Source organism: Burkholderiales bacterium (genome assembly GCA_015075645.1).
Taxonomy (GTDB): Bacteria; Pseudomonadota; Gammaproteobacteria; order Burkholderiales; family Casimicrobiaceae; genus VBCG01.
In genome coordinates this window covers 720,402-741,204 of record JABTUF010000002.1, presented here as the reverse complement: position 1 = coordinate 741,204, position 20,803 = coordinate 720,402, and the positions used below count along the sequence as shown (strand labels likewise).

General features: G+C 70.4%; 18 protein-coding genes and 1 pseudogene. 13 read left to right on the top strand and 6 right to left on the bottom strand.

The features are described 5' to 3' along the window. Positions 1–41 precede the first annotated feature (41 nt). Together HS109_06890 and HS109_06885 are read left to right on the top strand one after the other, a co-directional pair. Positions 42–389, top strand: coding sequence for a (2Fe-2S)-binding protein (locus HS109_06890; GenBank protein ID MBE7522095.1), 348 nt, complete (start codon positions 42–44; stop codon positions 387–389). Between the two features lie 16 nt (positions 390–405). Then, entirely contained in the window at positions 406–1,539 is a 1,134-nt protein-coding gene (locus tag HS109_06885; GenBank protein MBE7522094.1) for an FAD-binding oxidoreductase, read from the top strand. Here HS109_06885 and HS109_06880 read toward each other — a convergent pair. Further along, positions 1,507–2,412 carry an IclR family transcriptional regulator gene (locus HS109_06880; protein ID MBE7522093.1) on the bottom strand — a complete coding sequence of 302 codons (906 nt, stop codon included), beginning with the start codon at positions 2,410–2,412 and terminating at the stop codon, positions 1,507–1,509. The two genes, HS109_06885 and HS109_06880, sit on opposite strands and share 33 nt — an antisense overlap. 159 nt (positions 2,413–2,571) lie before the next feature. Between HS109_06880 and HS109_06875 the strand changes: the two genes are divergently transcribed. From HS109_06875 to HS109_06865, 3 genes are all read left to right on the top strand, one after another. Next, on the top strand, positions 2,572–3,528 hold the full coding sequence (locus tag HS109_06875) for an ornithine cyclodeaminase family protein (GenBank protein ID MBE7522092.1): 957 nt from the start codon (positions 2,572–2,574) through the stop codon (positions 3,526–3,528). A 131-nt stretch (positions 3,529–3,659) separates the two neighbouring features. Next, positions 3,660–4,649: a tripartite tricarboxylate transporter substrate binding protein gene (locus HS109_06870; protein ID MBE7522091.1), complete on the top strand. Its 990-nt coding sequence runs from the start codon at positions 3,660–3,662 to the stop codon at positions 4,647–4,649. After that, the gene (locus HS109_06865) at positions 4,646–5,581 is read left to right on the top strand and encodes a hypothetical protein (GenBank protein MBE7522090.1); all 936 of its coding nucleotides are present in this window, start codon (positions 4,646–4,648) and stop codon (positions 5,579–5,581) included. The genes HS109_06870 and HS109_06865 overlap by 4 nt, the downstream gene beginning before the upstream one ends. 81 nt (positions 5,582–5,662) lie before the next feature. Here the strand turns inward: HS109_06865 and HS109_06860 are convergent, their stop codons facing one another. Next, positions 5,663–6,553, bottom strand: coding sequence for an acyltransferase (locus tag HS109_06860; protein ID MBE7522089.1), 891 nt, complete (start codon positions 6,551–6,553; stop codon positions 5,663–5,665). Positions 6,554–6,791: 238 nt separating this feature from the next. On the opposite strand from HS109_06860, the gene gdhA reads away from it, so the two are divergent. The 7 genes from gdhA (at position 6,792) to HS109_06825 (ending at position 15,971) form a co-directional block, all read left to right on the top strand. Next, positions 6,792–8,132 carry an NADP-specific glutamate dehydrogenase gene (gene gdhA, locus HS109_06855; protein ID MBE7522088.1) on the top strand — a complete coding sequence of 447 codons (1,341 nt, stop codon included), beginning with the start codon at positions 6,792–6,794 and terminating at the stop codon, positions 8,130–8,132. Between the two features lie 121 nt (positions 8,133–8,253). Further along, positions 8,254–9,246, top strand: a complete 993-nt coding sequence (locus HS109_06850) for a tripartite tricarboxylate transporter substrate binding protein (protein MBE7522087.1) — start codon at positions 8,254–8,256, stop codon at positions 9,244–9,246. Positions 9,247–9,880: 634 nt separating this feature from the next. Then, positions 9,881–11,956, top strand: a complete 2,076-nt coding sequence (locus HS109_06845) for a TonB-dependent receptor (protein MBE7522086.1) — start codon at positions 9,881–9,883, stop codon at positions 11,954–11,956. A 49-nt stretch (positions 11,957–12,005) separates the two neighbouring features. Further along, positions 12,006–12,983, top strand: coding sequence for an ABC transporter substrate-binding protein (locus tag HS109_06840; GenBank protein MBE7522085.1), 978 nt, complete (start codon positions 12,006–12,008; stop codon positions 12,981–12,983). Continuing rightward, on the top strand, positions 12,980–13,771 hold the full coding sequence (locus HS109_06835; protein ID MBE7522084.1) for an ABC transporter permease subunit: 792 nt from the start codon (positions 12,980–12,982) through the stop codon (positions 13,769–13,771). Before HS109_06840 ends, HS109_06835 begins: the two co-directional genes overlap by 4 nt. Then, positions 13,768–14,634 (top strand): ATP-binding cassette domain-containing protein, encoded by an 867-nt coding sequence (locus HS109_06830; GenBank protein ID MBE7522083.1) that lies wholly within the window; start codon positions 13,768–13,770, stop codon positions 14,632–14,634. Before HS109_06835 ends, HS109_06830 begins: the two co-directional genes overlap by 4 nt. Then, positions 14,631–15,971: an NnrS family protein gene (locus tag HS109_06825; GenBank protein MBE7522082.1), complete on the top strand. Its 1,341-nt coding sequence runs from the start codon at positions 14,631–14,633 to the stop codon at positions 15,969–15,971. The genes HS109_06830 and HS109_06825 overlap by 4 nt, the downstream gene beginning before the upstream one ends. Positions 15,972–16,030: 59 nt before the next feature. Here the strand turns inward: HS109_06825 and HS109_06820 are convergent. The 4 genes and pseudogenes from HS109_06820 to HS109_06805 form a co-directional block, all read right to left on the bottom strand. Further along, positions 16,031–16,997, bottom strand: a pseudogene (locus HS109_06820) (transposase). Positions 16,998–17,106: 109 nt separating this feature from the next. Beyond that, positions 17,107–17,289: a hypothetical protein gene (locus tag HS109_06815; GenBank protein ID MBE7522081.1), complete on the bottom strand. Its 183-nt coding sequence runs from the start codon at positions 17,287–17,289 to the stop codon at positions 17,107–17,109. A 793-nt stretch (positions 17,290–18,082) separates the two neighbouring features. Continuing rightward, on the bottom strand, positions 18,083–19,489 hold the full coding sequence (locus HS109_06810; GenBank protein ID MBE7522080.1) for a sulfatase-like hydrolase/transferase: 1,407 nt from the start codon (positions 19,487–19,489) through the stop codon (positions 18,083–18,085). Between the two features lie 103 nt (positions 19,490–19,592). Further along, the gene (locus HS109_06805; GenBank protein MBE7522079.1) at positions 19,593–19,907 is read right to left on the bottom strand and encodes an NIPSNAP family protein; all 315 of its coding nucleotides are present in this window, start codon (positions 19,905–19,907) and stop codon (positions 19,593–19,595) included. A 14-nt stretch (positions 19,908–19,921) separates the two neighbouring features. On the opposite strand from HS109_06805, the gene HS109_06800 reads away from it, so the two are divergent. Next, complete coding sequence (locus tag HS109_06800) at positions 19,922–20,800, top strand: SMP-30/gluconolactonase/LRE family protein (protein ID MBE7522078.1); 879 nt, start codon at positions 19,922–19,924, stop codon at positions 20,798–20,800. Positions 20,801–20,803: the final 3 nt, after the last annotated feature.

Below are 20,803 nucleotides of genomic sequence, written 5' to 3'. Positions count from 1 at the left end.
CGCGGCGCAGCCGTGATCGCGCGGCGCGCTTCGGCGCGGCGATGGCACGCCTGGCCCGGGTCGGCGACGGCGCGCTCGCGTCGCTCGACGCGGGCACCTGCGTCTGCCAGTGCGAGCGGGTGACGCGCGCGGACATCGACGCCGCGATCGGTGCCGGCTGCGCCACGCTCAATGAACTGCGCGCCGCGACGCGCTGCGGCATGGGCCCGTGCGGCGGCCGGCTGTGCGAGGACGCGATCGCGCGCCTCGCGGCGCTTCGCACCGGACGTACGCGCGCGGAGGTCGGCCAGCCGACCGGCCGTCCGCCGCTGCGTCCGGTCGAACTCGACACCCTCGCGGGCGCGTTCGACTACGCGTCGCTGCCGATCGCGACACCGGCGCCGCTGTGACGCCTGCGCGACGACGATGAGCCGCGTGCACGACCTCGTCGTCGTCGGCTCGGGGATCATGGGGGCGACCGCGGCATTGCGCGCGGCGGAGGCGGGCATGCGCGTCGCCGTCGTCGAGCGCGATGCAGCCGGATCGGGGGCTTCCGGCGTGAACGCCGGCACGCTGTCGCTGCAGATCAAGCGCGTGGCGCTGATGCCCTACGCGCTTCGCGGCCACGACTGGTGGCGCCGCGCGGGCGACGCGGTCGGCTTCCACGAGACGGGAAGCTACACGCTGGCCTTCACCGACGCCGAGGCGGCACTGCTCCACGAGCGGATGACGCAGAAGCGCGCGGCCGGTGCGCCGATCGAGTTCGTGTCGCCGCGCGAGGTGCTCGCGCGCGAACCTGCGCTCACCGATCGCATCGTGGCGGCGAGCTGGTGCGCGCCCGACGGGCACGCGGACTCGAGCCGCACCGGCGTCTACCTGCGCTCGCTGCTGCGCGCAGCGGGTGTCGAGCTCGTCGAGCACGCGCCCGCGAGGGCGATCGAAGCGCTCGACGGCGGCGGTCGCGGGTTCCGCGTGTCGCTTCCCGACGGAAGGATCGAGGCGCGCCGGCTGCTGATCGCGTGCGGGGCGTGGACGCAGCGTGTCGCGACGATGCTCGGCGTCGCGCTGCCGATTCGCGTGCGCGTCAACACCGTGAGCGTGACCGAACCGGGGGCCCGTCGCCTCGGCGCGGGCATCGGGCACGCGACCGGCTTCCTGACGCTCAAGCAGAAGGCGAACGGCGGCTTCCTGATCGGCGGCGGCTGGCAGGGCCGCGGCACACCCGACGATGGACGCGGCGAGGTCGTACCCGACACGCTCGTGATGAACTGGGCGCTCGCGCGTTTCGCGGTGCCTGCGCTCGCGCACCTGCGCGTGCTGCGGACCTGGACCGGATTCGAGGCCTGGGTCGATGACCACTTTCCGCTCGCCGGTCCGCTGCCGGGCGTGCCGGGCGCGTGGGTGCTCGCCTGCGTGCGCGGCGGCTACACGATCGGCCCGTGCATCGGCCCGCTCGTCGCGGATGCGATCCTCGGCCGCGAGCCGGCGTTGCCGCTGTTCGACCCCGCGCGGGTGATGGGCGCGCCGTCAGCGTCCGCTGCGCCGGGGGGACGCGACTGACGGCGCACCGGGGGCCGGGAAACCCAGGCGCGCGGAGATCCGCCCGGCGGTCTCGACCACCTCGCGCACGTCGCGCGTGTCGAACAGCGCGAGGTCGAAGGCGGAATCGGGCGCCGACAGGTCGATGGCGGCGACGACACGGCCGCTGCGGTCGCGGACCGGAGCGGTGATCGAACTGCCGCCCGGTTCGACGACACCGTGGCTGATCGCGTACCCGTCGGCGCGCGCGCGCGCGATCCGCTGCGCCAGCTCCTTCGCGTTCCTCGGCGTCTGCTCGGTCAGCGCGGGAAGACTGCGCTCCGGAAAGAGCGCGGCGATCTCCGCGGGCGTGCGGTCGACGAGCAGGAGCCAGCCCAGCGGCGTTGCGTAGGCCGGCAGCCGCGCGCCGACGTTCATCGTCGACAGGAAGCCGGAGCGCGTCTGGATGCACGACAGGTAGAGGATCTCGCGCCGGTCGAGGATCGCGAGGTGAGACGAGACGTTGGTGCGGTCGCGCAGTGCCTCCAGTTCGGGACGCGCGATCTCGATCAGCGTCTGCGACGCGAGGTAGGCGTAGCCGATGTTGAGCACGCGGGCGCCGAGCTTCAGCATCTTCGTCTCCGCGATCTCCTCGACGAAGCCCATGTGCTGCAGCGTGTAGGCGAGGCGGAACATCGAGGAGCGCGTGAGCCCGATCCGCCGGCCGATCTCGGCGACGCTCATCGGGCGGCCCTCGTTCGCGAGCGTCTCGAGCACGAGGAGACCGCGGCGCAATCCGGGGACGAAGTAGATCGCGTGGTTCTTGTGCTCGGCGGCAGCGACAGGCGCGCGCCGCGCGCGCGGGCTCCGCGCGGGACGCGGGCTCGTTCTGCGGGTGGAGGCGGCGGGGGGCATCGTCGGGTCGTAGGAGGGCGCGCGTTCGCACGCACGAACGTCATGGTACCGGACCTTCGCGCCTCGTGTTTGCCCGCAAAACCGCGCGAGGCCCTCGGCCGGGGTCCGCGGTGCGCGACAATGCGCCCGAGGTCCGGGTGGCGGACCGGGGGATTCGCCGTGCTGATGCTCTCCGAACACGATGTCGACGCACTCGGCCTGACACCGCACGACTGGCGCGAAGCGATCCATGCCGTCTTCGCGCGTTTCGCGGACGGCCGGGTGCAGGTGGCGCCGAAGTCGCACCTGCGGCCGTCGCCGGGCGAACTGCTGCTCTCGTTGCCCGCGGTCGATCTCGAGCGCCGCTACAGCGCGTGCAAGTGGGTGAACGTGGTGCCTTCGGAGCGCTCGCGGGGCGGGCCCACGGTGAACTCGGTGATCGTGCTGAACGACTGGCGCAGCGGCCGTCCGCTGGCGCTCATCGCCGCCGACCGGCTCACCGCGGCACGCACCGCGGCGATGAGCGCGGTGGCGGCGCGGCACTACGCGCGACCCGAAAGCGAGCGCATCGGTTTCGTCGGCTGCGGCGTGCAGGCGGCGAGCCACTTCGACGCGCTGCGCGACCTCTTCCCGGGATTGCGCCTGGCGACGGTCGTCGGCCGCCGGATCGAGGCGGCGCGCGCTTTCGCGGACGGGTTGCGCGCACTGGGCATCGAGGCACGGGCGAGCGAGGAACCGCGCGACGCGGTCGCCGACCAGGACCTCGTCGTCACCACGGTGCCCAACGGCCTCGCGCGTCCGTTCCTCGACGCGAACTGGCTCGCGAACGGCGCATTCGTCGCGGCCGCGGACCTCGGCCGCAGCTGGCGGCGCGACGGGCTCGCCGCGTTCGCGCGGGTGATCACCGACGAACGCGAGCAGTCGGTCGAACTCGCGCGCGAGGGCCAGCTCGTCAGCGGTGGGCCGTACGAGGCGGATCTCGCCGACATCGCGGCCGGGCGCATTCCGCGTCCGCGCGATCCCGCCGGACGCACGCTGTTCGCGTTCTCCGGCCACGGCGCCGCCGACCTCGCCGGCGCCATCCTGATCTACGAAGCCGCGCTGCGCCGTACCGCGGCCGACACGCCGCTGCGCTGAGCGAGGATTGACGGGCATCAAGCGAAACGCGCATCGGGCGGCGTGACCTGCGTTTCGGCGCGGCGAACGGGCGACGACCGGCTCGCCTGTGCTAGAGTAAACTCGGCGAGTCATCCTTCGAGGAGCGTGCGATGTCCCCGATTCGTTCTTGCGTCGCGCTGGGCGCGGCCGCGATGTTCTGTGCCGGGTTGCTGCCGTCGGCGCCGGCCGCCGCGCAGGCCTATCCCACCAAGCCGATCCGTCTGGTCGTGCCCTACACCGCGGGCGGGTCGTCTGACTTCGTCGCGCGGCAGATGGCGCAGAAGATGAGCGAAGGACTCGGGCAATCGGTGGTGGTCGAGAACAAGCCCGGCGTGTCGGGCATCACCGGCACCGAGTACGTCGCCCGCAGCGCGCCGGACGGCTACACGCTGGCGCTGGTCGGCATGACGACGCACGCGTCGAACGCGTGGCTGTACAAGAAGCTGCCCTACGACCCGATCAAGGATTTCGCCCCGGTCTCGGTGGCGATCGTGTCGCCGCTGGTCCTGGTCGTGAACCCGGAGGTTCCGGCGAAGAACGTGCAGGAGCTGATCGCGTACGCGAAGGCGAACCCGGGCAAGGTCAACTACGGCTCGGCCGGCGTCGGCAACACGCTGCACCTCGCTGGCGAGCTCTTCAAGTCGCGCGCCAACATCGACATCACGCACGTGCCGTACAAGGGCGCGTCCGCGGCGATGAGCGACCTCCTCGGCGGTCGCATCCAGATGATGATCGACCTGGTGCAGACCCCGCTCCCGAACATCCAGGCCGGGAAGCTGCGGGCGCTCGGCACCACCGGGTCGCAACGCGTCGCGCTGTTGCCCGATGTGCCGACGATCGCCGAGCAGGGTCTTCCGGGATTCCAGTTCGCGACCTGGATCGGCATCGCCGCGCCGGCGGGCACGCCGAAGCCCATCGTCGATCGCCTGTACGCCGAGATGGTGAAGGCGCTCGCGATGCCGGACCTGCAGGCGGCGTTCGCCAAGCAGGGCATGCAGGTCGCGCCGTCCGCCTCGCCCGAGGCGTTCGCGCAGTTAATGAAGTCCGAGCACGATCGCCTGGGCGAGCTCATCAAGCGTGCCGGGATCCAGCCGGAATGAACCGGCGCGAGCGTTTCCTCGCCGCGGTCGAGGGCCGCGAGCCCGATCGTCCGCCGGTCACCGCGTGGGTGCACTTCCTGTCCGACCATCTGTCGGGCGAGGACACGGCGGACCTGCACGTCAAATTCCTTCGCGAGTACGACTGGGACATCGCGAAGCTGATGAACGACTACCGCTATCCGGTTCCCGCGGGGCTCGAACGGCTCGACAGCGCGGACGGGATGCGGCGCTTCCGCCGGCTCTCGCTCGACGAACCGGCGTTCGCGCGGCAACTGCAGGCGATCCGCTGCCTGCGTCGCGAGCTCGGGCCCGACTGGCCGATCCTCGACACGCTGTTCGATCCCTACCAGCAGGTCGTGCGCAACGTCGGCTTCTCCGAGGGCCGGCACATTCCGCAGCATCGCCAGGCCGCGCTCGACATGATCGGCTCCGTCTGCGACACGCTGTGCGACTACGTCGCGGCGGCGCGCGACGCCGGCGCCGACGGGTTCTTCATGTCGATCAACAGCGCGATTCGCGAGGGCGCCCCGCGCGGCGTCGGCGACGCGGTGTTCCGCGAGTACCAGCGCCCGTTCGACCTCCGCCTGCTCGAAGCGGCCGAGGGCTCGGTACGCGTGCTGCACGTCCACGGCGTCGGGCTCGACCTCGATCGCGTGCTCGACTACCCCTGCGAGGTCATCAGCCTGTCCGATCGGCTGCAGGGCAACCCGTCGCTGTCGGGGTTGCGCGCTCGCACCGACCGGTGCCTGATGGGCGGGATCGACGAGACGCGCATCCAGGAGCGCCCGCTGCCCGAGCTGCGCGCCGAGATCGACGACGCGCTCGCGCAGGCAGGACGCCGCCGCTGGATCGTGGCGCCCGGCTGCACGGTGGCGTCGTTCACGCCGCAGCGCTCGCTGCGCTGCCTGCGGGACCACGCGCGAACGCTCTGACGCATCGCGCGGCCCGCGACGAGCCTCTCGGTCGGGGGCCGCGAATGCATCCGGCCGGACGCGGAGCGCTTTCGCGGTGTCTCAGGCCGCCGCGACCGGCCGAGCGCCGACGTCGAGCAGCGCGTCGAGCGCGCGGTCCTTCTCCTCCCAGATCGCGGCGAGCCACGCCCCGACTGCCGCGCGGTACTCCGGGTCGCCGGTGGGGTCGCGTCCGATGAGTTCGCGCGGAATCGGTCGCTCGTCGACGCGCACGACCACTTCCTCCATGCGGCCGCACAGCAGATCCCAGAACGTCGGCGTGCCGCGCGGATAGGCGATCGTCACGTCGAGGAGCGAGGTGAAATCCTCGCCCATCGTCGCGAGCGCGATCGCCATGCCGCCCGCCTTCGGCTTCAGCAGGTGCCGGTAGGGCGAGCGCTGCGCCGCGTGCTTGGCGCGCGTGAAGCGCGTGCCCTCGACGAAGTTGATCACCGACGTCGGGATCGTCCGGAACTTCTCGCAGGCGCGCCGGGTGGTTTCGATGTCGCTCTTCCCGCCGCCCGCGCCGCGCTTGAGGAACGGAAAGTCGAGCGCCCACCACGCGAGCCCGATCACCGGCACCCAGATCAGTTCGGACTTGAGGAAGAACTTGAGGAACGGGATGCGGCCGCGGAACACCTTCTGCAGCACGAGGATGTCGGTCCACGACCGATGGTTGGGGCTCACCAGGTACCAGCCGCGAGACGACAGGCCGTCGGCGCCCGAGACGTCCCAGCGCGTGCGGCCGACCGCCGCCATGATGGCGTCGTTGACCGCGACCCAGCGTGTCGCGATCCCGTTGAGCGCGCGATCGCAGGTCCGGCGTACCGGCCCCCCGCGCACTGCGAGCTTGACGAGCGCGAAGGGCATCATCAGCGCGAAGCCGACGACGACGTTCAAGCCGAGCGCGGCGCTCGCGGCCACGCCCCTGACGGTGGCTCCCAATGTGTGCATCCGGGGGGAGTATGCCCGTTGCGCGCACCGAGTAAAGCGCGACCCGTCTGCCACCTGATCGGAGTCAAGGCAATGCGGCGTGGTTCGCGCCGACCGACGGCGCGATGCCGCCCCCCCGACGCCGTCCGCGGCCGCGAAGTTGCACGAATGCGCCGGGGGTCGGAGGGCGCGACGGTACAATGAGAAGTTGCGCGCGCGGCGAAGTGCCCCGCCACCCGAACGTGAAAGTCGAACGAACATGCTCGAAGAGACGATCGAAGCCACCTACCAGCAGGTGATCAACCGCAATCCGGGAGAGACCGAATTCCACCAGGCCGTGCGCGAGGTGCTCGAGTCGCTCGGGCCGGTGCTCGTGAAGCACCCCGAGTACGCCGAGCACAAGATCATCGAGCGCATCTGCGAGCCGGAGCGACAGGTCATCTTCCGCGTGCCGTGGCAGGACGACCGCTGCGCGGTGCAGATCAACCGGGGCTTCCGCGTGCAGTTCAACAGCGCGCTCGGGCCCTACAAGGGGGGACTGCGGTTCCACCCGTCGGTGTACCTCGGCATCATCAAGTTCCTGGGCTTCGAGCAGCTCTTCAAGAACGCGCTGACCGGCATGCCGATCGGCGGCGGCAAGGGCGGCTCCGACTTCGACCCGAAGGGCAAGAGCGACGGCGAAGTCATGCGCTTCTGCCAGAGCTTCATGATCGAGCTCTTCCGGCACCTCGGCGAGTACGTCGACGTGCCGGCCGGCGACATCGGTGTCGGCGGCCGGGAACTCGGCTACATGTTCGGCCAGTACAAGCGCATCACCAACCGCTACGAGTCGGGCGTTCTGACCGGCAAGGGCCTGGGTTGGGGCGGATCGCTCGTCCGTCGCGAGGCCACCGGTTACGGCGCGACGTTCTTCGTGCGCGAGATGCTCAAGGTGCGGCGCGACAGCCTCGAGGGCAAGACCGCCGTGGTGTCGGGCTCGGGCAACGTCTCGATCTACACGATGGAGAAGCTCGCGCAGCTCGGTGCCAAGGTCGTGGCGTGTTCGGACTCGAACGGCGTCGTCTACCACGAGAAGGGCATCGACCTCGCGCTGGTCAAGCGTCTGAAGGAAGTCGAGCGCCGCCGCATCGCCGACTACACGACGTACCACAAGGACGCCGAGTACACCGCGGGCGGCAACATCTGGGCGATTCCCTGCCAGGTCGCGATGCCTTCGGCCACGCAGAACGAGATCAACGGCAAGGACGCGCGAACGCTGGTGAAGAACGGGTGCATCGTGGTGGGTGAGGGCGCCAACATGCCGACGACCCCCGAAGGGGTGCGCGTGTTCCAGGACGCGAAGATCGCCTACGGGCCGGGCAAGGCGGCCAACGCGGGCGGCGTCGCCACCTCGGCGCTCGAGATGCAGCAGAACGCGAGCCGCGATTCCTGGACCTTCGAGTACACGGAACGGAAGCTCGACACCATCATGACCGGCATCCATCGCTCGGTGTTCGAGACGGCCGAGGAGTACGGCGTGCCGGGCAACTACGTGATCGGAGCCAACATCGCCGGCTTCATCCGCGTGGCCAACGCCATGGTGGCGCTCGGCGTCGTGTGACCGGTCCGTGACGGTGGGGCCGGCTCGCGGGGAACGACGGCGAGCCCGACCCTCCGGGTTCCCCCCGTTGGTTGCGGCCGGACGTACAATCGTCTCGCGCCACCGCCGACAGGAGGATCCGATGACCGTCCGCTCTTCGCCCCGACGCCGTGCGCTCCGCACGGCGATCGCCCTGCTCGGTTCGCTCGCCGCGGGAGCCGCGGCCGCGCAGGGCTACCCGACGAAGCCGATCAAGCTCCTGGTGCCGCTCGCGGCCGGGAGCACGGCCGACATCGTGTCGCGTTACGCCGGACAGGAACTCTCGAAGGCGATCGGCCAGCCGGTCGTCATCGAGAACAAGCCGGGCGCGGGCGGCACGATCGCGATGGCCGAACTCGCGCGCTCGGCGCCGGACGGCTACACGATCGCGTTCGCTTCGCAGGGGACGCTCGTGTTCAACCAGGCGATCTACGCGAAGCCGGGCTACGATTCGGTCAAGGACTTCGCGCCGCTCGGGTTCGTCGGCGGCGTGTCGAACGTGATGATCGTGCCGCCGGGAAGCCCCGCGGCGAATCCGCTCGACGTCGTGGCGGCCGCGAAGGCAAAGCCGGGCGAACTCACGTTCTCCTCGGGCGGGGCCGGCACGAGCCACCACCTGTCGGGCGTGCTGTTCGCGCAGTTGACCGATACCAGGCTCGTCCACGTGCCGTACAAGGGTTCGCCGCAGGGCGTGCAGGCGGTGATGGCGGGTGAAGTGACCATGGGCTTCTTCAACACGCCGACGGTCATCGGCCAGATCAAGGGCGGACAGGTGAAGCCGCTCGGCGTGACGAGCCTCGAGCGCTCGCCGCTCCTGCCCAACGTGCCGACGCTGGACGAGCAGGGCATCAAGGGCTACGAGGTGAACACCTGGTTCGGTTTCGTCGCGCCCGCGGGGACGCCGCCCGACATCGTCGCCAGGCTCAATACCGAGTTCAACCGGATCTTCGCGTCGCAGGCGGCGAAGGACAAGCTCGGTCCGCTCGGATTCGACCTCGCACCGCCGATGACGCCCGACCAGTTCGGCAAGCGGATCTCCGACGACCTGGTGAAGTGGGTGCCGATCGTCAAGGCCGCGGGCGCGTCGTCGAACTGATCGAGGTCCACCCGAAGCGGCGCGCGCCTGCGCTCCGCCGCGGTTCGTCGCGTGTCGTGCATCAGGCGTCGGGCTGAAGCCCGACCCACAAGGCCTCCGACGCCTCTTGCATGTGGGTTCGGCTTCAGCCGAACGCCTTTCGCGTCGAGCCGTCGGCTGTGGGTCGGGCTTCAAGCCCGACGGGGTTCGGTGCATCGAAGTCGATCGTGGGTCGGGCTTCAGCCCGACGTCTTTCGCGTCGAGCCACCGGCTGTGGGTCGGGCTTCAGCCCGACGGGGTTCGGTGCATCGAAGTCGATCGTGGGTCGGGCTTCAGCCCGACGGGGTTCGGTGCATCGAAGTCGATCGTGGGTCGGGCTTCAGCCCGACGGGGTTCGCTGAGTCGACACGAAAGGCGTCGGGCTGAAGCCCGACCCACAAGACCTCCGACGCCTCTTGCATGTGGGTTCGGCTTCAGCCGAACGCCTTTCGCATCGAGCCACCGGCTGTGGGTCGGGCTTCAAGCCTGACGCCTCTCGTGCGCGGCTCCTCATCGCGTCGCCGGTCGTTCTTCTTGATCTGAATTAATTGCGAATCATTCCTATTTGCAATAACCTTGGAGACACCTTCCCGACCGAAACCTGACCTTGAACCGCATCGCCTCCCTCGGCATCCTCCTCGTCGCCGGCCTCGCTGCCTTCACCTCCGACCCGTTGATCGCCGCGGAGGAACCCGTGGCCCTGAAGGAGGTCGTCGTCACCGCGAAAGGTTACCCGGCGGACGCCCAGGACACGCCGCAGGCGGTGAGCGTCCTGACGCCGCCGACCGGCAGCGGAACGCAGACCCCGGGCACACTCTTCCGGAGCGAACCCGGGCTCGCGGTCATGAGCGACGGCGCGTGGGGCCAGAATCCGGTGCTGCGCGGCCTGCGGAAGGAGAGCGTCGTCATCCTGATCGACGGCGTTCGCCTCAATTCCGCCCAGCCCGCGGGCGCCATCGCGTCGTTCATGAACCTGGGCCTCCTCGAGCGCATCGAGGTCGTGAAGGGTCCTACCTCGGTGCTCTACGGCACCGGCGCGATGGGCGGCGTGGTCAACCTGCTGACGCCCGACCCGACCTTCACGAAGGAAGCCGCCGTGCGCGGCCGGATCGCGGGTACCGCGAGCAGCGTCGATCGCGGCTTCGCCGGCGCGGCGATCGTCAGCGCGTCGAACGAGCGCAACGCGCTGGTGGTGGGCGCGGCGGCGAACGATGTCGAGGACTACGACGCACCGGACGGGCGCGTCGAGCACACCGGCTTTCGCACCGATTCCCTGCTCGCCAAGTACCGCTACGGCATCACCGATCGCGTCAGCGTGCGGGTCAACCTGCAGCGGCACCAGGACCATGACGTCTGGTATCCCGGCTCGGCGCGCACCGGCGGACAGCCCGGCGGGGCGGGCATTCCTCCGCCGCTCGGGACCGTGACGCTCCACTCGCCCGAGCAGAAGCGCGAACTCTACGAAGGAGGGCTCGACGCGGACATCGGCGCGGGCAGGCTTTCCGTCGACGCCTACCGGCAGGACGTCTACCGTCAGGTCCGCGCGTGGTCGTCGACGCTCCAGCGCGACTACGTGAGCACCGACGTGACGTTCTCGACCGACGGCGCGCGGGCGAGCTACGTGGTGCCGATCGGCGCTCACCTGCTGACGGTCGGCGCCGACCTGTGGCGCATGAAGGCCGACCCCGAGCGAACCATGAACAACAACCCGCCCACGTTCGACAACCATGTGCGCAACGACCCGTTCTCGGACGGGCGCATCGAGTCCGCGGGCGTTTTCGTGCAGGACGAGTTCGAGATCGCGCGCACCCGCATCGTGGCGGGGCTGCGCTTCGATCGGATCGAGGGCGACGCGGCGCAGAAGGGGGCCGGGGCCGCCGCGCGCACGACGGGCCTCGGGCACACCGACCGCAATCCGTCGTGGTCGATCGGCGCGATCCATCCGCTCTCCGCGACGCTCGGCCTCTACGGCAACGTCGGCCAGGCCTACCGCGCCGCGGACATGCGCGAGCGCTTCGAGGACTCGGCGCGCGGCGACGGCTACTACCACGTCGGCAATCCACAGCTCGAACCCGAGCGCTCGACGAGCTTCGAGGTGGGCGTGAAGGGCCTCGCCTACACGGCCGAGTTCGCGGTCGCCGCGTTCTACACGACCATCGACAACCTGATCGCCGGGCGCATCACCGGCGCGACGCATCCGGGAAGCGGCCTGCCGATCAAGGAGACCGGCAACGTCGACGAGGCGGAGATCTGGGGCTTCGAAGGCGGTGCGAGGATGCCGATCGGACCGGTCGTCGTCGATGCCGCGTTCACCTGGCTGCGCGGCGACAACCGGCAGGACGACGAGCCGCTGTCGCAGATGCCTCCGCCCGAGTTCCGGATCGGCGTCGGACAATCGCCCGAAGTCGGGTTCCACTGGCGCGCGCAGGTGCGCGCGGTGGCGAAGCAGGATCGCGTCTCGGAACGTTTCTCGGCCGGCACCGAGAATCCGACGTCCGGCTTCGCGACGCTCGACGCCGTGCTGGGGTGGCGATTCGGGCAGGTCGGCGTGCTCTCCGACGCGAGGGTCGACCTCCGTCTCACCAACCTGCTCGACAAGGGCTACCACGAACACCTCACCGAAGGCGTGTCCGGCCAGGAGATCCAGGCACCGGGCCGCGGCGCGGCGCTCGGCCTGAATGCGAGGTTCTGACGTGATCGACCGTTTTCGCCGTTACGTGGTTGCCCGATGGGCCGCGACGATGGGCATCGCCTGTCTCGCTCTCGCCGCACTCGCCGGCGTCGCGCAGGCGCAGAAACTCCCGCGACTCGTGCTCGCGGGTCCGATGGCCTCGGTGTCGAATCCGCTGATCCACATGGTCGAATCCGGCGCGCTCGCCGACCTTGCCGACCGGGTCGAGTTCGTCCCGTGGCGAGACCCCGACCAGTTGCGCGTGATGGCGCTCGACGGCAAGGCCGACGTGCTCGCGATGCCGGTGAACGTCGCCGCGAACCTCTACAACCGCGGCGCCCGGCTGCGCCTGATGAACGTGTCGGTCTGGGGCATCCTGTGGATGGTCTCGCGCGATCCCGGGCTCGCCACGCTCGCGGATTTCCGCGGCAAGGAGATCGCGATGCCGTTTCGCGGCGATATGCCCGACATCGTGTTCGGACTCGTCGCGGAGGCCGAGGGACTCGACCCGCGCAAGGACCTCCGCATCCGGTACGTCGCCACGCCGGTCGACGCGGTGCAGCTTCTCGTGACGAGGCGCGTCGAACACGCGCTGCTCGCGGAGCCGGCGGTGTCGATGGTGTTGCGCAAGACCCGATCGATGCCGCTCGCGCCCGAGCTTCACCGCAGCATCGACCTGCAGAAGGAGTGGGGCCGAGCGTACTCCCGCGCGCCCCGCATCCCCCAGGCAGGCATCGCGGTCATGGGCAGCGTGAAGGACAACGCGAAGCTCGTCGCCCGCCTCGAACAGGCCTATGCGCAATCGCTGGACTGGTGCAACGCGCACGCGGCCGAGTGCGGCCGCATGGTCGCGGGCCGGTTCGAGGCGTTGACGGCCGAGGCGGTGGCCGACAGTATCGCGACCGGCTCGATGAAGTCAGTCACCGCCGCGGCGGCGCGCGGCGAGGTCGAGTTCCTGTTCGAGCGGCTCATCGCGAAGAATCCCGCGCTGGTCGGAGGCCGGATGCCCCCCGACGACTTCTACGGCGGGACGCCCGCGCGAAGATGAACCCGCTGCGCTCGGTGCTGCGTGGACTCCCGGCCTATGCGTGGAGCGGCTGGGGTGCGGCCGCGAGCCTCCTCATCGCGCTCGCGGCGTGGGAGGCGGTGAGCGTGGTCACCGGGCCGCTCGTGCTTCCCGATCCGCGCGCGGCGTTCGCGGCGCTCGCGGACCTCGTGGCGCGCGGGGAGGCGTGGCGGGAACTCGCGATCACGACGCGGCGCGCGCTCGCGGGATTCGCGCTGTCGCTCGCGGCCGGAAGCGCGCTCGGGCTCGCCGCGGGACTCTCGGCCACCGCATCGACGATGGCGCGCCCGATCGTGACGGTGCTGATGGGGACCCCGCCGATCGCCTGGCTCGTGCTGGCGCTGCTGTGGTTCGGCGCGGGCGACGGCACGCCGGTGTTCACCGTGTTCATCGCGAGCTTCCCGATCGTCTTCGTCGGGGCGCTGCAGGGCGCGCGCACGCTCGACAACCAGCTTCGGTCGATGGCCGACGCGTTCCGGCTGCCGTTTCGCATGCGGCTTCTCGACGTCACGCTGCCGCACGTCGCCTCGTACCTGTTCCCGGCGTGGATCACCGCGCTCGGCATGTCGTGGAAAGTCGTCGTGATGGCCGAACTCCTCGCCACCCAGGACGGCGTCGGCGCGGCGCTCGCGGTCACGCGCTCCCACCTCGACACCGCGGCGACGCTCGCCTGGATCGTCGCGCTCCTCGCCGTGCTCCTCGCGGCGGAGTACCTCGTGCTGGAGCCGCTGAAGCGTGAGGTCGAGCGTTGGCGCGACGGGGCGACGTGAATCCGGGCCCGAGCCTCGTCGTGCATGACCTGAGCCACGCCTTCGCCCGGCGCGAGGTGGTCGCCGGCGTCGGATTCGAGGTCGAAGCCGGGCGCGCCGTCGCGCTCGTGGGGCCGTCGGGGTGCGGCAAGTCGACGGTGCTGAACCTGTGCGCCGGACTTCTGCGCGTGCGCGAGGGGTCGATCGAGAACGGCTACGCGAATCCGGCGTGCATGTTCCAGGAGCCGCGCCTGCTGCCGTGGAAGTCCGCGCTCGACAACGTCGCGCTGGGCCTCAAGGCGATCGGGATGGCGCGCGACGAACGGCACGCGCGCGCCCATGCCCTCGCGCGGCGCTTCGGACTGTCTGCCGAGGACGTCGACAAGTTTCCGCACGAGCTCTCCGGCGGCATGCGGAGCCGAATCGCGCTCGCCCGCGCGCTCGCCATCGAGCCGGACCTGCTGCTGCTCGACGAACCGTTCTCGGCGCTCGACGTGGGACTGAAGGAGGAACTCTACGGGCTCCTCGTGGCCTATCGCGTCGAGCGCGACGCGGGCGTGTTGATGATCACGCACGACCTCGCCGAGGCGGTGCGGCTGTCCGACCGCATCCTCGTGATGACCCCTTCACCCGGGCGCATCGCGGCCCGGTTCGACCTTGCACTGCCGGCATCGCAACGCGACGACGCCTGGGTCTATCGGCACGCCGCCGGAATCCTCCAGTCGCGCACGGTGCGCGAGTGCTTCGGCCTGCCTCCCGTTGCCGCCGCGCCGGATGGCGACGCTTCGGCCAACGGCGGATTCGCGCCGTCGGAGGTCTCGGTGCGCGAACGCACCTCGGCCGAGAGGGTGGCGCTCCCCGCGCATGCGCGGTGCGGGGCATGAACGCTTCCTGCCGTCCGCAGGGCGCGCGCCTTCGCGCTGCCGGGCGAGGACGGGGGCGGGGCGTCGTGGGGAGGTTCGAGCGCGGGCACCTGTCGGCACCGACTCGGGATGCAACGTCGCACCCGCTGTTCCTCTGCGCGTTCCGCCCGATGTTCTTCGCGTCCGCGGCCTGGGCGGTGATCGCACTCGCGCTGTGGTCGGTCTTCCTCGCGTTCGACCTTCCGCTGCCTGCGGTCGAAGGTGGACCGTTCGTGTGGCACGCGCACGAGATGATGTTCGGGTTCGTCCTCGCCGCGGTGACCGGCTTCGCGCTCACGGCGGTGCCCGAGTTCACGTCGACCACGCCGTTTCGCGCCCGCGTGGGGTTCCGATTCGCGCTCCTCTGGCTCGCGGGCCGGATCCTGTACGGGCTCTCGGGCGTCCTCGGGCCCTGGCCCACGGCGGCGGCCGACCTCGCGCTGCCGATCGCGCTCGCCGCGACGATCGGCCCGCGGCTCCTGCGCGATCCGGACCGCCGCCACACCGGATTCCTCTGGGCCATCGTCGCGTTCGCCGCGGCGGCCGCGGGCTTTCACGCGGACGTGCTACGCGGCGCGTACCCGATGCGCTTCATCGACGCGGCGATCGGCGCGACGATGGCACTCGTTCTGGTCGCGCTCGGCCGCGTGTCGATGCGCATCGTCAACGACGCGCTCGACGCGGTGCACGGCGGTGGCGGCGACGTGCCTGAGTATCTCGCGCGCCGCCCTCGGCGCAACCTCGCGATCGCCGTCGTCTCCGCCGCGACCGTCGTCGAACTCGTCGCTCCCGGCGCCGCGGCCGGCGGTTGGCTCATGCTCGCCGCCGCCGCCGCGGTGCTGAACGTGCAGAACGACTGGCACGTGGGGCGCGCGCTCTTCACGCGCTGGGCGTTCCTGCTCTACCTGGTGACCTGGCTGATGGCGCTGGGCTACGCGGCGCTCGGAGCGTCCGCGCTCGGCGCGGGCATTCCGCCGACGTCCGGGCGCCACCTGCTGACCGCGGGCGTCATGGGCCTGTCGATCTTCGCGGTGATGAACATCGCCGGGCGCATCCACGCCGGCTACCGGCTCGACGCGGGTCGCTGGGTCACCCTGGCCGCGCTGCTGATCGTCGTCGCGGCGATCGCCCGCGCCGGTTCACCGCTCGCGGGCGAGGCGGCCCGGCCGCTGCTCCTGGCGAGCGGCGCGTGCTGGGTCGCGGCGTTCGCGCTCGTCGTCGCGCGTGTCGGGGTCCTCTGGTGGCGACCGCGCGTCGACGGTGGACGCGGCTGCGACGAGGTGCGCGCGGCGGACCCCGCGCGTCCGTCCTCAGCCTGAATTGCAGGCGTCGCGGTCGGGAGACCCTTGGGTCCGGCTTCAGCCGGACGCCGTTCGATTCATTGCAACGAGAATCGTCGAACCATGGCGTTAAGGATGCGCAGGAGTTTGTGCATGCACGCCACGATCGCGACCTTCTTGACCTTCCCGGCAGCCACCAGGCGTAGATAGAAAACCCGGATCACCGGATTGCTGCGGATCGCCGTCAGCGTGGCCATGTAGAGCACGCGGCGAACCTCGAAGCAGCCCCTGGATCCAGCGGCGTCCTTTCTTCTGCCCCGAGTCTCGCGCCATCGGCGCGACCCCACCAGCGCGCTGATCTCGGCCCCGCCTCGCGTCCCAGTTCCGGCAACCCAGCGATCAGCGTCGCGCTGGCTACCGGCCCGATGCCTCGGGTCGACCAAGTAACCGGTCGAGTTCCTCGTGGTGGTGCGCCACATGGGTCTGCATCTGCCGGTCGATCTGGTCGAGCTGGCGTTTGATCGACTCGATCATCGCCTCGATGCTCGGCCGCACCAGGCCGCGAGGACTCGAGGCGCTGTCGTTCGGACAGCAACATGCCCAGCAGCTGGCGCCGGCGCGTCACCCAAGCCGCCAAGTCCTGCACCTGTTCGTCCACCGGCGGTTTCAGGTAGCGTTGAAGTCCGGCTTGTGCCTCAGCATCTGCCCGAACTCGGCCAGCACCCGCGCATCGATCCGGTCCGTCTTCGCCCCGGAGCCCACCCCTTGGCAAAGTCCCGCGCCCGCTTCGGATTGACCACCGCCACCGCCAGCCCCGCCGCCTGCAGCGCACCGCCAGCGGCGCTTCCGCAGCCTCCGGTGGCCTCCATCACCACCAGCGCCCTGCCGGCACCTGCGCCACCAGCCCGTGTGCCCTTCCGGATCGTTCCCGAACTCCCCTGCCGGCCCCGTACCGCCCAGCGTCACCACCTCGACGCTCGCCTTCGCCACATCGATCCCCACCACCACCTTGATTTCGGATACGGTCTTCGCACCGTGCTTGTCATGCGCTGCCCGGCGCGCCATGATTACACCGGCGGCGCGCGGACAGCACGGTCGACTTACCCTGGAACAGGCTGCGTCCGTCGGCTTCCTCCACCCTACCGCGCCGGTCTGCCAACACGGACGCCGTGATTCATTGAATCGTCAAGCCGCACCAGGAAGGCGAGGCGATCGTGGTGGCTGACCGTGTTGAACTGAGTGATGATCGAACCATGGCGTTGGATGCGGTGGCATGCACGCCACGATCGACCTTCACCTTCCGCAGCCAGCGTAGATAGAAACGGATCACGATTGCGATCGCCGTCAGCGTGGCCATAGACGCGCGAACTCGAAGCGGCCCCTGATCCAGCGGCGTCCTTTGCCCAGTCGCGCCATCGGCGACCCAGCGCGCTGATCCGGCCTGCGTCAGTTCCGGCGCGATCCGTCGCGCTGGCTACCGGGATGCCGGTCGACCATAACCGGTCGAGTTCTCGTGGTGCCATGGTCTGATCTGCCGGTCGATCTGGTCAGGCTGGCGTTTGATCGACTCGATCATCGCCTCGATGCTCGGCACCTCCGCGGGACTCGGGCGCTGTGTCGACACAACATGCCAGCAGCTGGCGCCGCGCGTCCCGCCAACACCTGTCCACCGCGGTTTAGTAGCGTGGAGTGGTCCGCATCTGCGAACTGCAGCACGCGCATCGATCCGTCCGTCTTCGCGGCCCCTGCGTCCGGCCCGCTTCGGATTGACCACCCCACCGCCAGCCCGCGCCTGCGCGCCGCCAGCGGGCGTCCGGTGGCTCCATCACCACCAGCGCCCCGCGTACCTGCGCCACCGGCTCCGTTGCCTTCCGGATCGTTCCACTCCCGCCGGCCCGTACCGCCAGCGTCACCACCTCGACGCCGCGCCCGCCATCGTCCCCACCACCGTTTGAGGTCTTCGCCCGTGCTTTCAATGCGCCTGGCCTTACGGCCGCCACCCGCCGTTCGATTCATTGCAACGAGAATCGTCGGGCTGAAGCCCGACCCACCAGGAAGGCGAAAGCCGCGGATCGCTCGTGGCTCCGGCTTCAGCCGGACGCATCTTGCGTCGATTCGCCGAACCCCGTGGAGGCCGCCGGATCGATGTCCTAAAGGCCGAGGGCGTCGGCGACGAGCCCGCGCAGTTCGCGCCGCAACCGCTCGCGCACCGGCGCGTGCGCCCGGCTGCGGTTCAGGTTCTTCATCTCGTACGGATCGGCGTCGAGGTCGTAGAGTTCGTCGAGTTCGCCGTCGCGGCCCCGGTTCACCCAGTGAATGTACTTCCAGCGGTCGGTGCGCACCGCCTTGTACGACATGCCGACGAGCCACGACATCGCCTGCTCGGCCCAGTACTCGCACAGGATCGACTTGCGCCATCCGCTCCGCCGCCGCGCCTCGCCCGGCGCGAAGAGCGGCAGCAGCGAGCGGCCCTGGATCTGCGGCCCGGGCTTTCCTCCGGCGAGCGCGATGAACGTCGGCGCGATGTCCTGGCAGATCACGAGTTCGCGGCGGCGCGAGCCCGCCTTCACGCGGCGCGGATAGCGGACGACGAACGGCGAGCGGATGCCGTCCTCGTAGGCGAAGCGCCGCTCCGGCCCGAGCCCGTGCTCGCCGAAGAAGAACCCGTTGTCGCCGAGGAACACGATGCAGGTGTCGTCGAGTTCGCCCTTCCTCTCGAGCGCGGCGAGGATCGCTCCGACGCCCTCGTCGACGGCGGCCATCATGCGCGCGCGGAGCCGGATCTCCTCCTGGTCGAAGGTGTGGAGCGCCGCGAGCACGGCGCGGGCGTTCTCGTCGCCTTCGCGCAGCGAGAAGCACTCGGCCCACGCGGGCTTGTTCCGGACGACCTCGGCGGGGGTCATCATGTTCGGCGTCGGCGGAAACACGGCGTTGCGGTAGAGCGCGCGGTGCCGCTCGGCGACGACGTAGCCGCCCTGCGCGGCGATCCGCAGGCGGCCGTCGGATCCCTGCTCGGCGTCCGGGTGGACCGCCTTGTGCGCGAAGAAGAGCGACCAGGGACGATCGTGCGGCCGCTCGACGAACGCGACCGCGAGATCGTTCATGATGTCGGTGATGTAGCCCTGGTGCTGCACGCGCCGCCCGTCGTGATTCAGCACCGGATCCATCAGCTTGCCGTGGCCGTCGTAGCTGACCCACGAGTCGTACCCGGGCCGGGGACTGCCGTCGTTGCCCATGTGCCATTTGCCGAGGTGCGCGGTCCGGTAGCCCAGCTTCTGCAGTTCGAGGTGGTAGTTGGGCAGCCGGTGGCTCATCGCGTCGCGCGCGACGTTGTCGATGATGCCGTGGCGGCTCGCGTACTGGCCGGTCACGATCGAGGCGCGGTTCGGCGAACAGATCGGCGTCGTGTGGAACGCACGCTCGAACAGCGCGCCCTCGTGCGCGAGCCGGTCGATGTTCGGCGTCTTCATGTACGGGTGGCCGCCCGCGCCGAATTCGTCGTGGCGGAGGTCGTCGATCAGGATGACGAGGAGGTTGGGCTTGCGCTTCGCGGGCATGGCGTGGGGAGCGTGACGATCCTGGGCCCGAGCATACCCGCACGGCGCCGCGACCGCATCCCGCGGATGCTGCGGCGTCGAGACCGCGATCGCCGGTGCGGGTTCAGCGCATCGGCGAGAACGCGGCCGGAACGAGGATCGACACCTGCTGGTGCGTGAATGTTCCGGCGTTGGTCTTCAGGAAGGCGTGCCACTCGGGATCTTCGGCGAGGCGGGCGCGGCGGGCCTCGCGGTCGGCGAGGCTGTCGTAGCACCACAGGTAGACCACCTGGTTCAGCGTGCCGATGTCGCTGACGAACGCGCCGGCGAGGCGCCCGAGATGGCGCAGCTGCACGGGCAGCCCCTCGCGCTCGTAGCGCTTCAGGTAGTCGTGTATCCTACCGTGCGCCACGGTGTACGTCCGCTGCTCGACAATCATCGCTCGACCTCCGCATGGCTGGAAAGACCGTCGTCGATTGCGTCGTGCGCTCGCACGACCGGCTGGGCGAGAGCCCGGTGTGGAGCGCCGGCGAGCGCAAGCTCTACTGGGTCGACAGCCGCGCGCCCGCGGTCCGTCGTTTCGACCCCGCGTCCGGCGCGCTGGAATCGCGCGCGCTGCCCGCGCTCGTCGGCAGCATCGGCCTGCGCGCACGCGGCGGACTCGTGCTCGCGCTGCAATCCGGATTCCACGCGATCGACGCGTTCGATGCCGCGCTGCAGGCGATCTGCGATCCGGAAGCCGACGCGCCGGAGAACCGGTTCAACGACGGCCGCTGCGACCGTCGCGGCCGTTTCTGGGCCGGCACGATGAACGACCGCCGGCGCGATCCGACCGGCGCGCTCTACCGCCTCGACCCCGATCACCGCTGCACGCGCGTGCGCGACGACATCATCGTGCCCAACAGCATCGCCTGGAGCCCCGATGATCGCACGATGTACTTCGCCGACACCTACCGGACCGTCATCCTCGCCTATCCGTTCGACCTCGACGCAGGAGCGCTCGGAACGCCGCGCACGTTCGCCGATCGCTTCGCGCGAGGACGGCCGGACGGCTCGACCGTCGACGCCGATGGCTGCCTGTGGAACGCCGAGTACGCCGGCGGGCGCGTCGTGCGCTACACGCCGCGCGGCGAGATCGATCGCATCGTCGAGCTGCCGGTGTCGCAACCGACGAGCTGCTGCTTCGGCGGGCCGGACCTCGACGTCCTGTACGTCACGACGGCGTCGCAGCGCCTGAACCCCGAGCAGCTCGCGGGCGAGCCGCTGGCGGGCTCGGTCTTCGCCGTTGCGGTCGGCGTGCGGGGCTTGCCCGAGCCCGCGTTCGGCGGTTGAGCG

Excerpts from the sequence above, each read along its gene's own strand:
- HS109_06860 (MBE7522089.1), bottom strand. The coding sequence starts at position 6,553 with ATGCACACATTGGGAGCCACCGTCAGGGGCGTGGCCGCGAGCGCCGCG.
- HS109_06890 (MBE7522095.1), top strand. The coding sequence starts at position 42 with ATGGCACGCCTGGCCCGGGTCGGCGACGGCGCGCTCGCGTCGCTCGAC.
- HS109_06835 (MBE7522084.1), top strand. The coding sequence starts at position 12,980 with ATGAACCCGCTGCGCTCGGTGCTGCGTGGACTCCCGGCCTATGCGTGG.
- HS109_06810 (MBE7522080.1), bottom strand. The coding sequence starts at position 19,489 with ATGCCCGCGAAGCGCAAGCCCAACCTCCTCGTCATCCTGATCGACGAC.
- HS109_06885 (MBE7522094.1), top strand. The coding sequence starts at position 406 with ATGAGCCGCGTGCACGACCTCGTCGTCGTCGGCTCGGGGATCATGGGG.
- gdhA (MBE7522088.1), top strand. The coding sequence starts at position 6,792 with ATGCTCGAAGAGACGATCGAAGCCACCTACCAGCAGGTGATCAACCGC.
- HS109_06825 (MBE7522082.1), top strand. The coding sequence starts at position 14,631 with ATGAACGCTTCCTGCCGTCCGCAGGGCGCGCGCCTTCGCGCTGCCGGG.
- HS109_06865 (MBE7522090.1), top strand. The coding sequence starts at position 4,646 with ATGAACCGGCGCGAGCGTTTCCTCGCCGCGGTCGAGGGCCGCGAGCCC.
- HS109_06880 (MBE7522093.1), bottom strand. The coding sequence starts at position 2,412 with ATGCCCCCCGCCGCCTCCACCCGCAGAACGAGCCCGCGTCCCGCGCGG.
- HS109_06870 (MBE7522091.1), top strand. The coding sequence starts at position 3,660 with ATGTCCCCGATTCGTTCTTGCGTCGCGCTGGGCGCGGCCGCGATGTTC.
- HS109_06800 (MBE7522078.1), top strand. The coding sequence starts at position 19,922 with ATGGCTGGAAAGACCGTCGTCGATTGCGTCGTGCGCTCGCACGACCGG.
- HS109_06815 (MBE7522081.1), bottom strand. The coding sequence starts at position 17,289 with ATGGCCACGCTGACGGCGATCGCAATCGTGATCCGTTTCTATCTACGC.
- HS109_06805 (MBE7522079.1), bottom strand. The coding sequence starts at position 19,907 with ATGATTGTCGAGCAGCGGACGTACACCGTGGCGCACGGTAGGATACAC.
- HS109_06850 (MBE7522087.1), top strand. The coding sequence starts at position 8,254 with ATGACCGTCCGCTCTTCGCCCCGACGCCGTGCGCTCCGCACGGCGATC.
- HS109_06840 (MBE7522085.1), top strand. The coding sequence starts at position 12,006 with ATGGGCATCGCCTGTCTCGCTCTCGCCGCACTCGCCGGCGTCGCGCAG.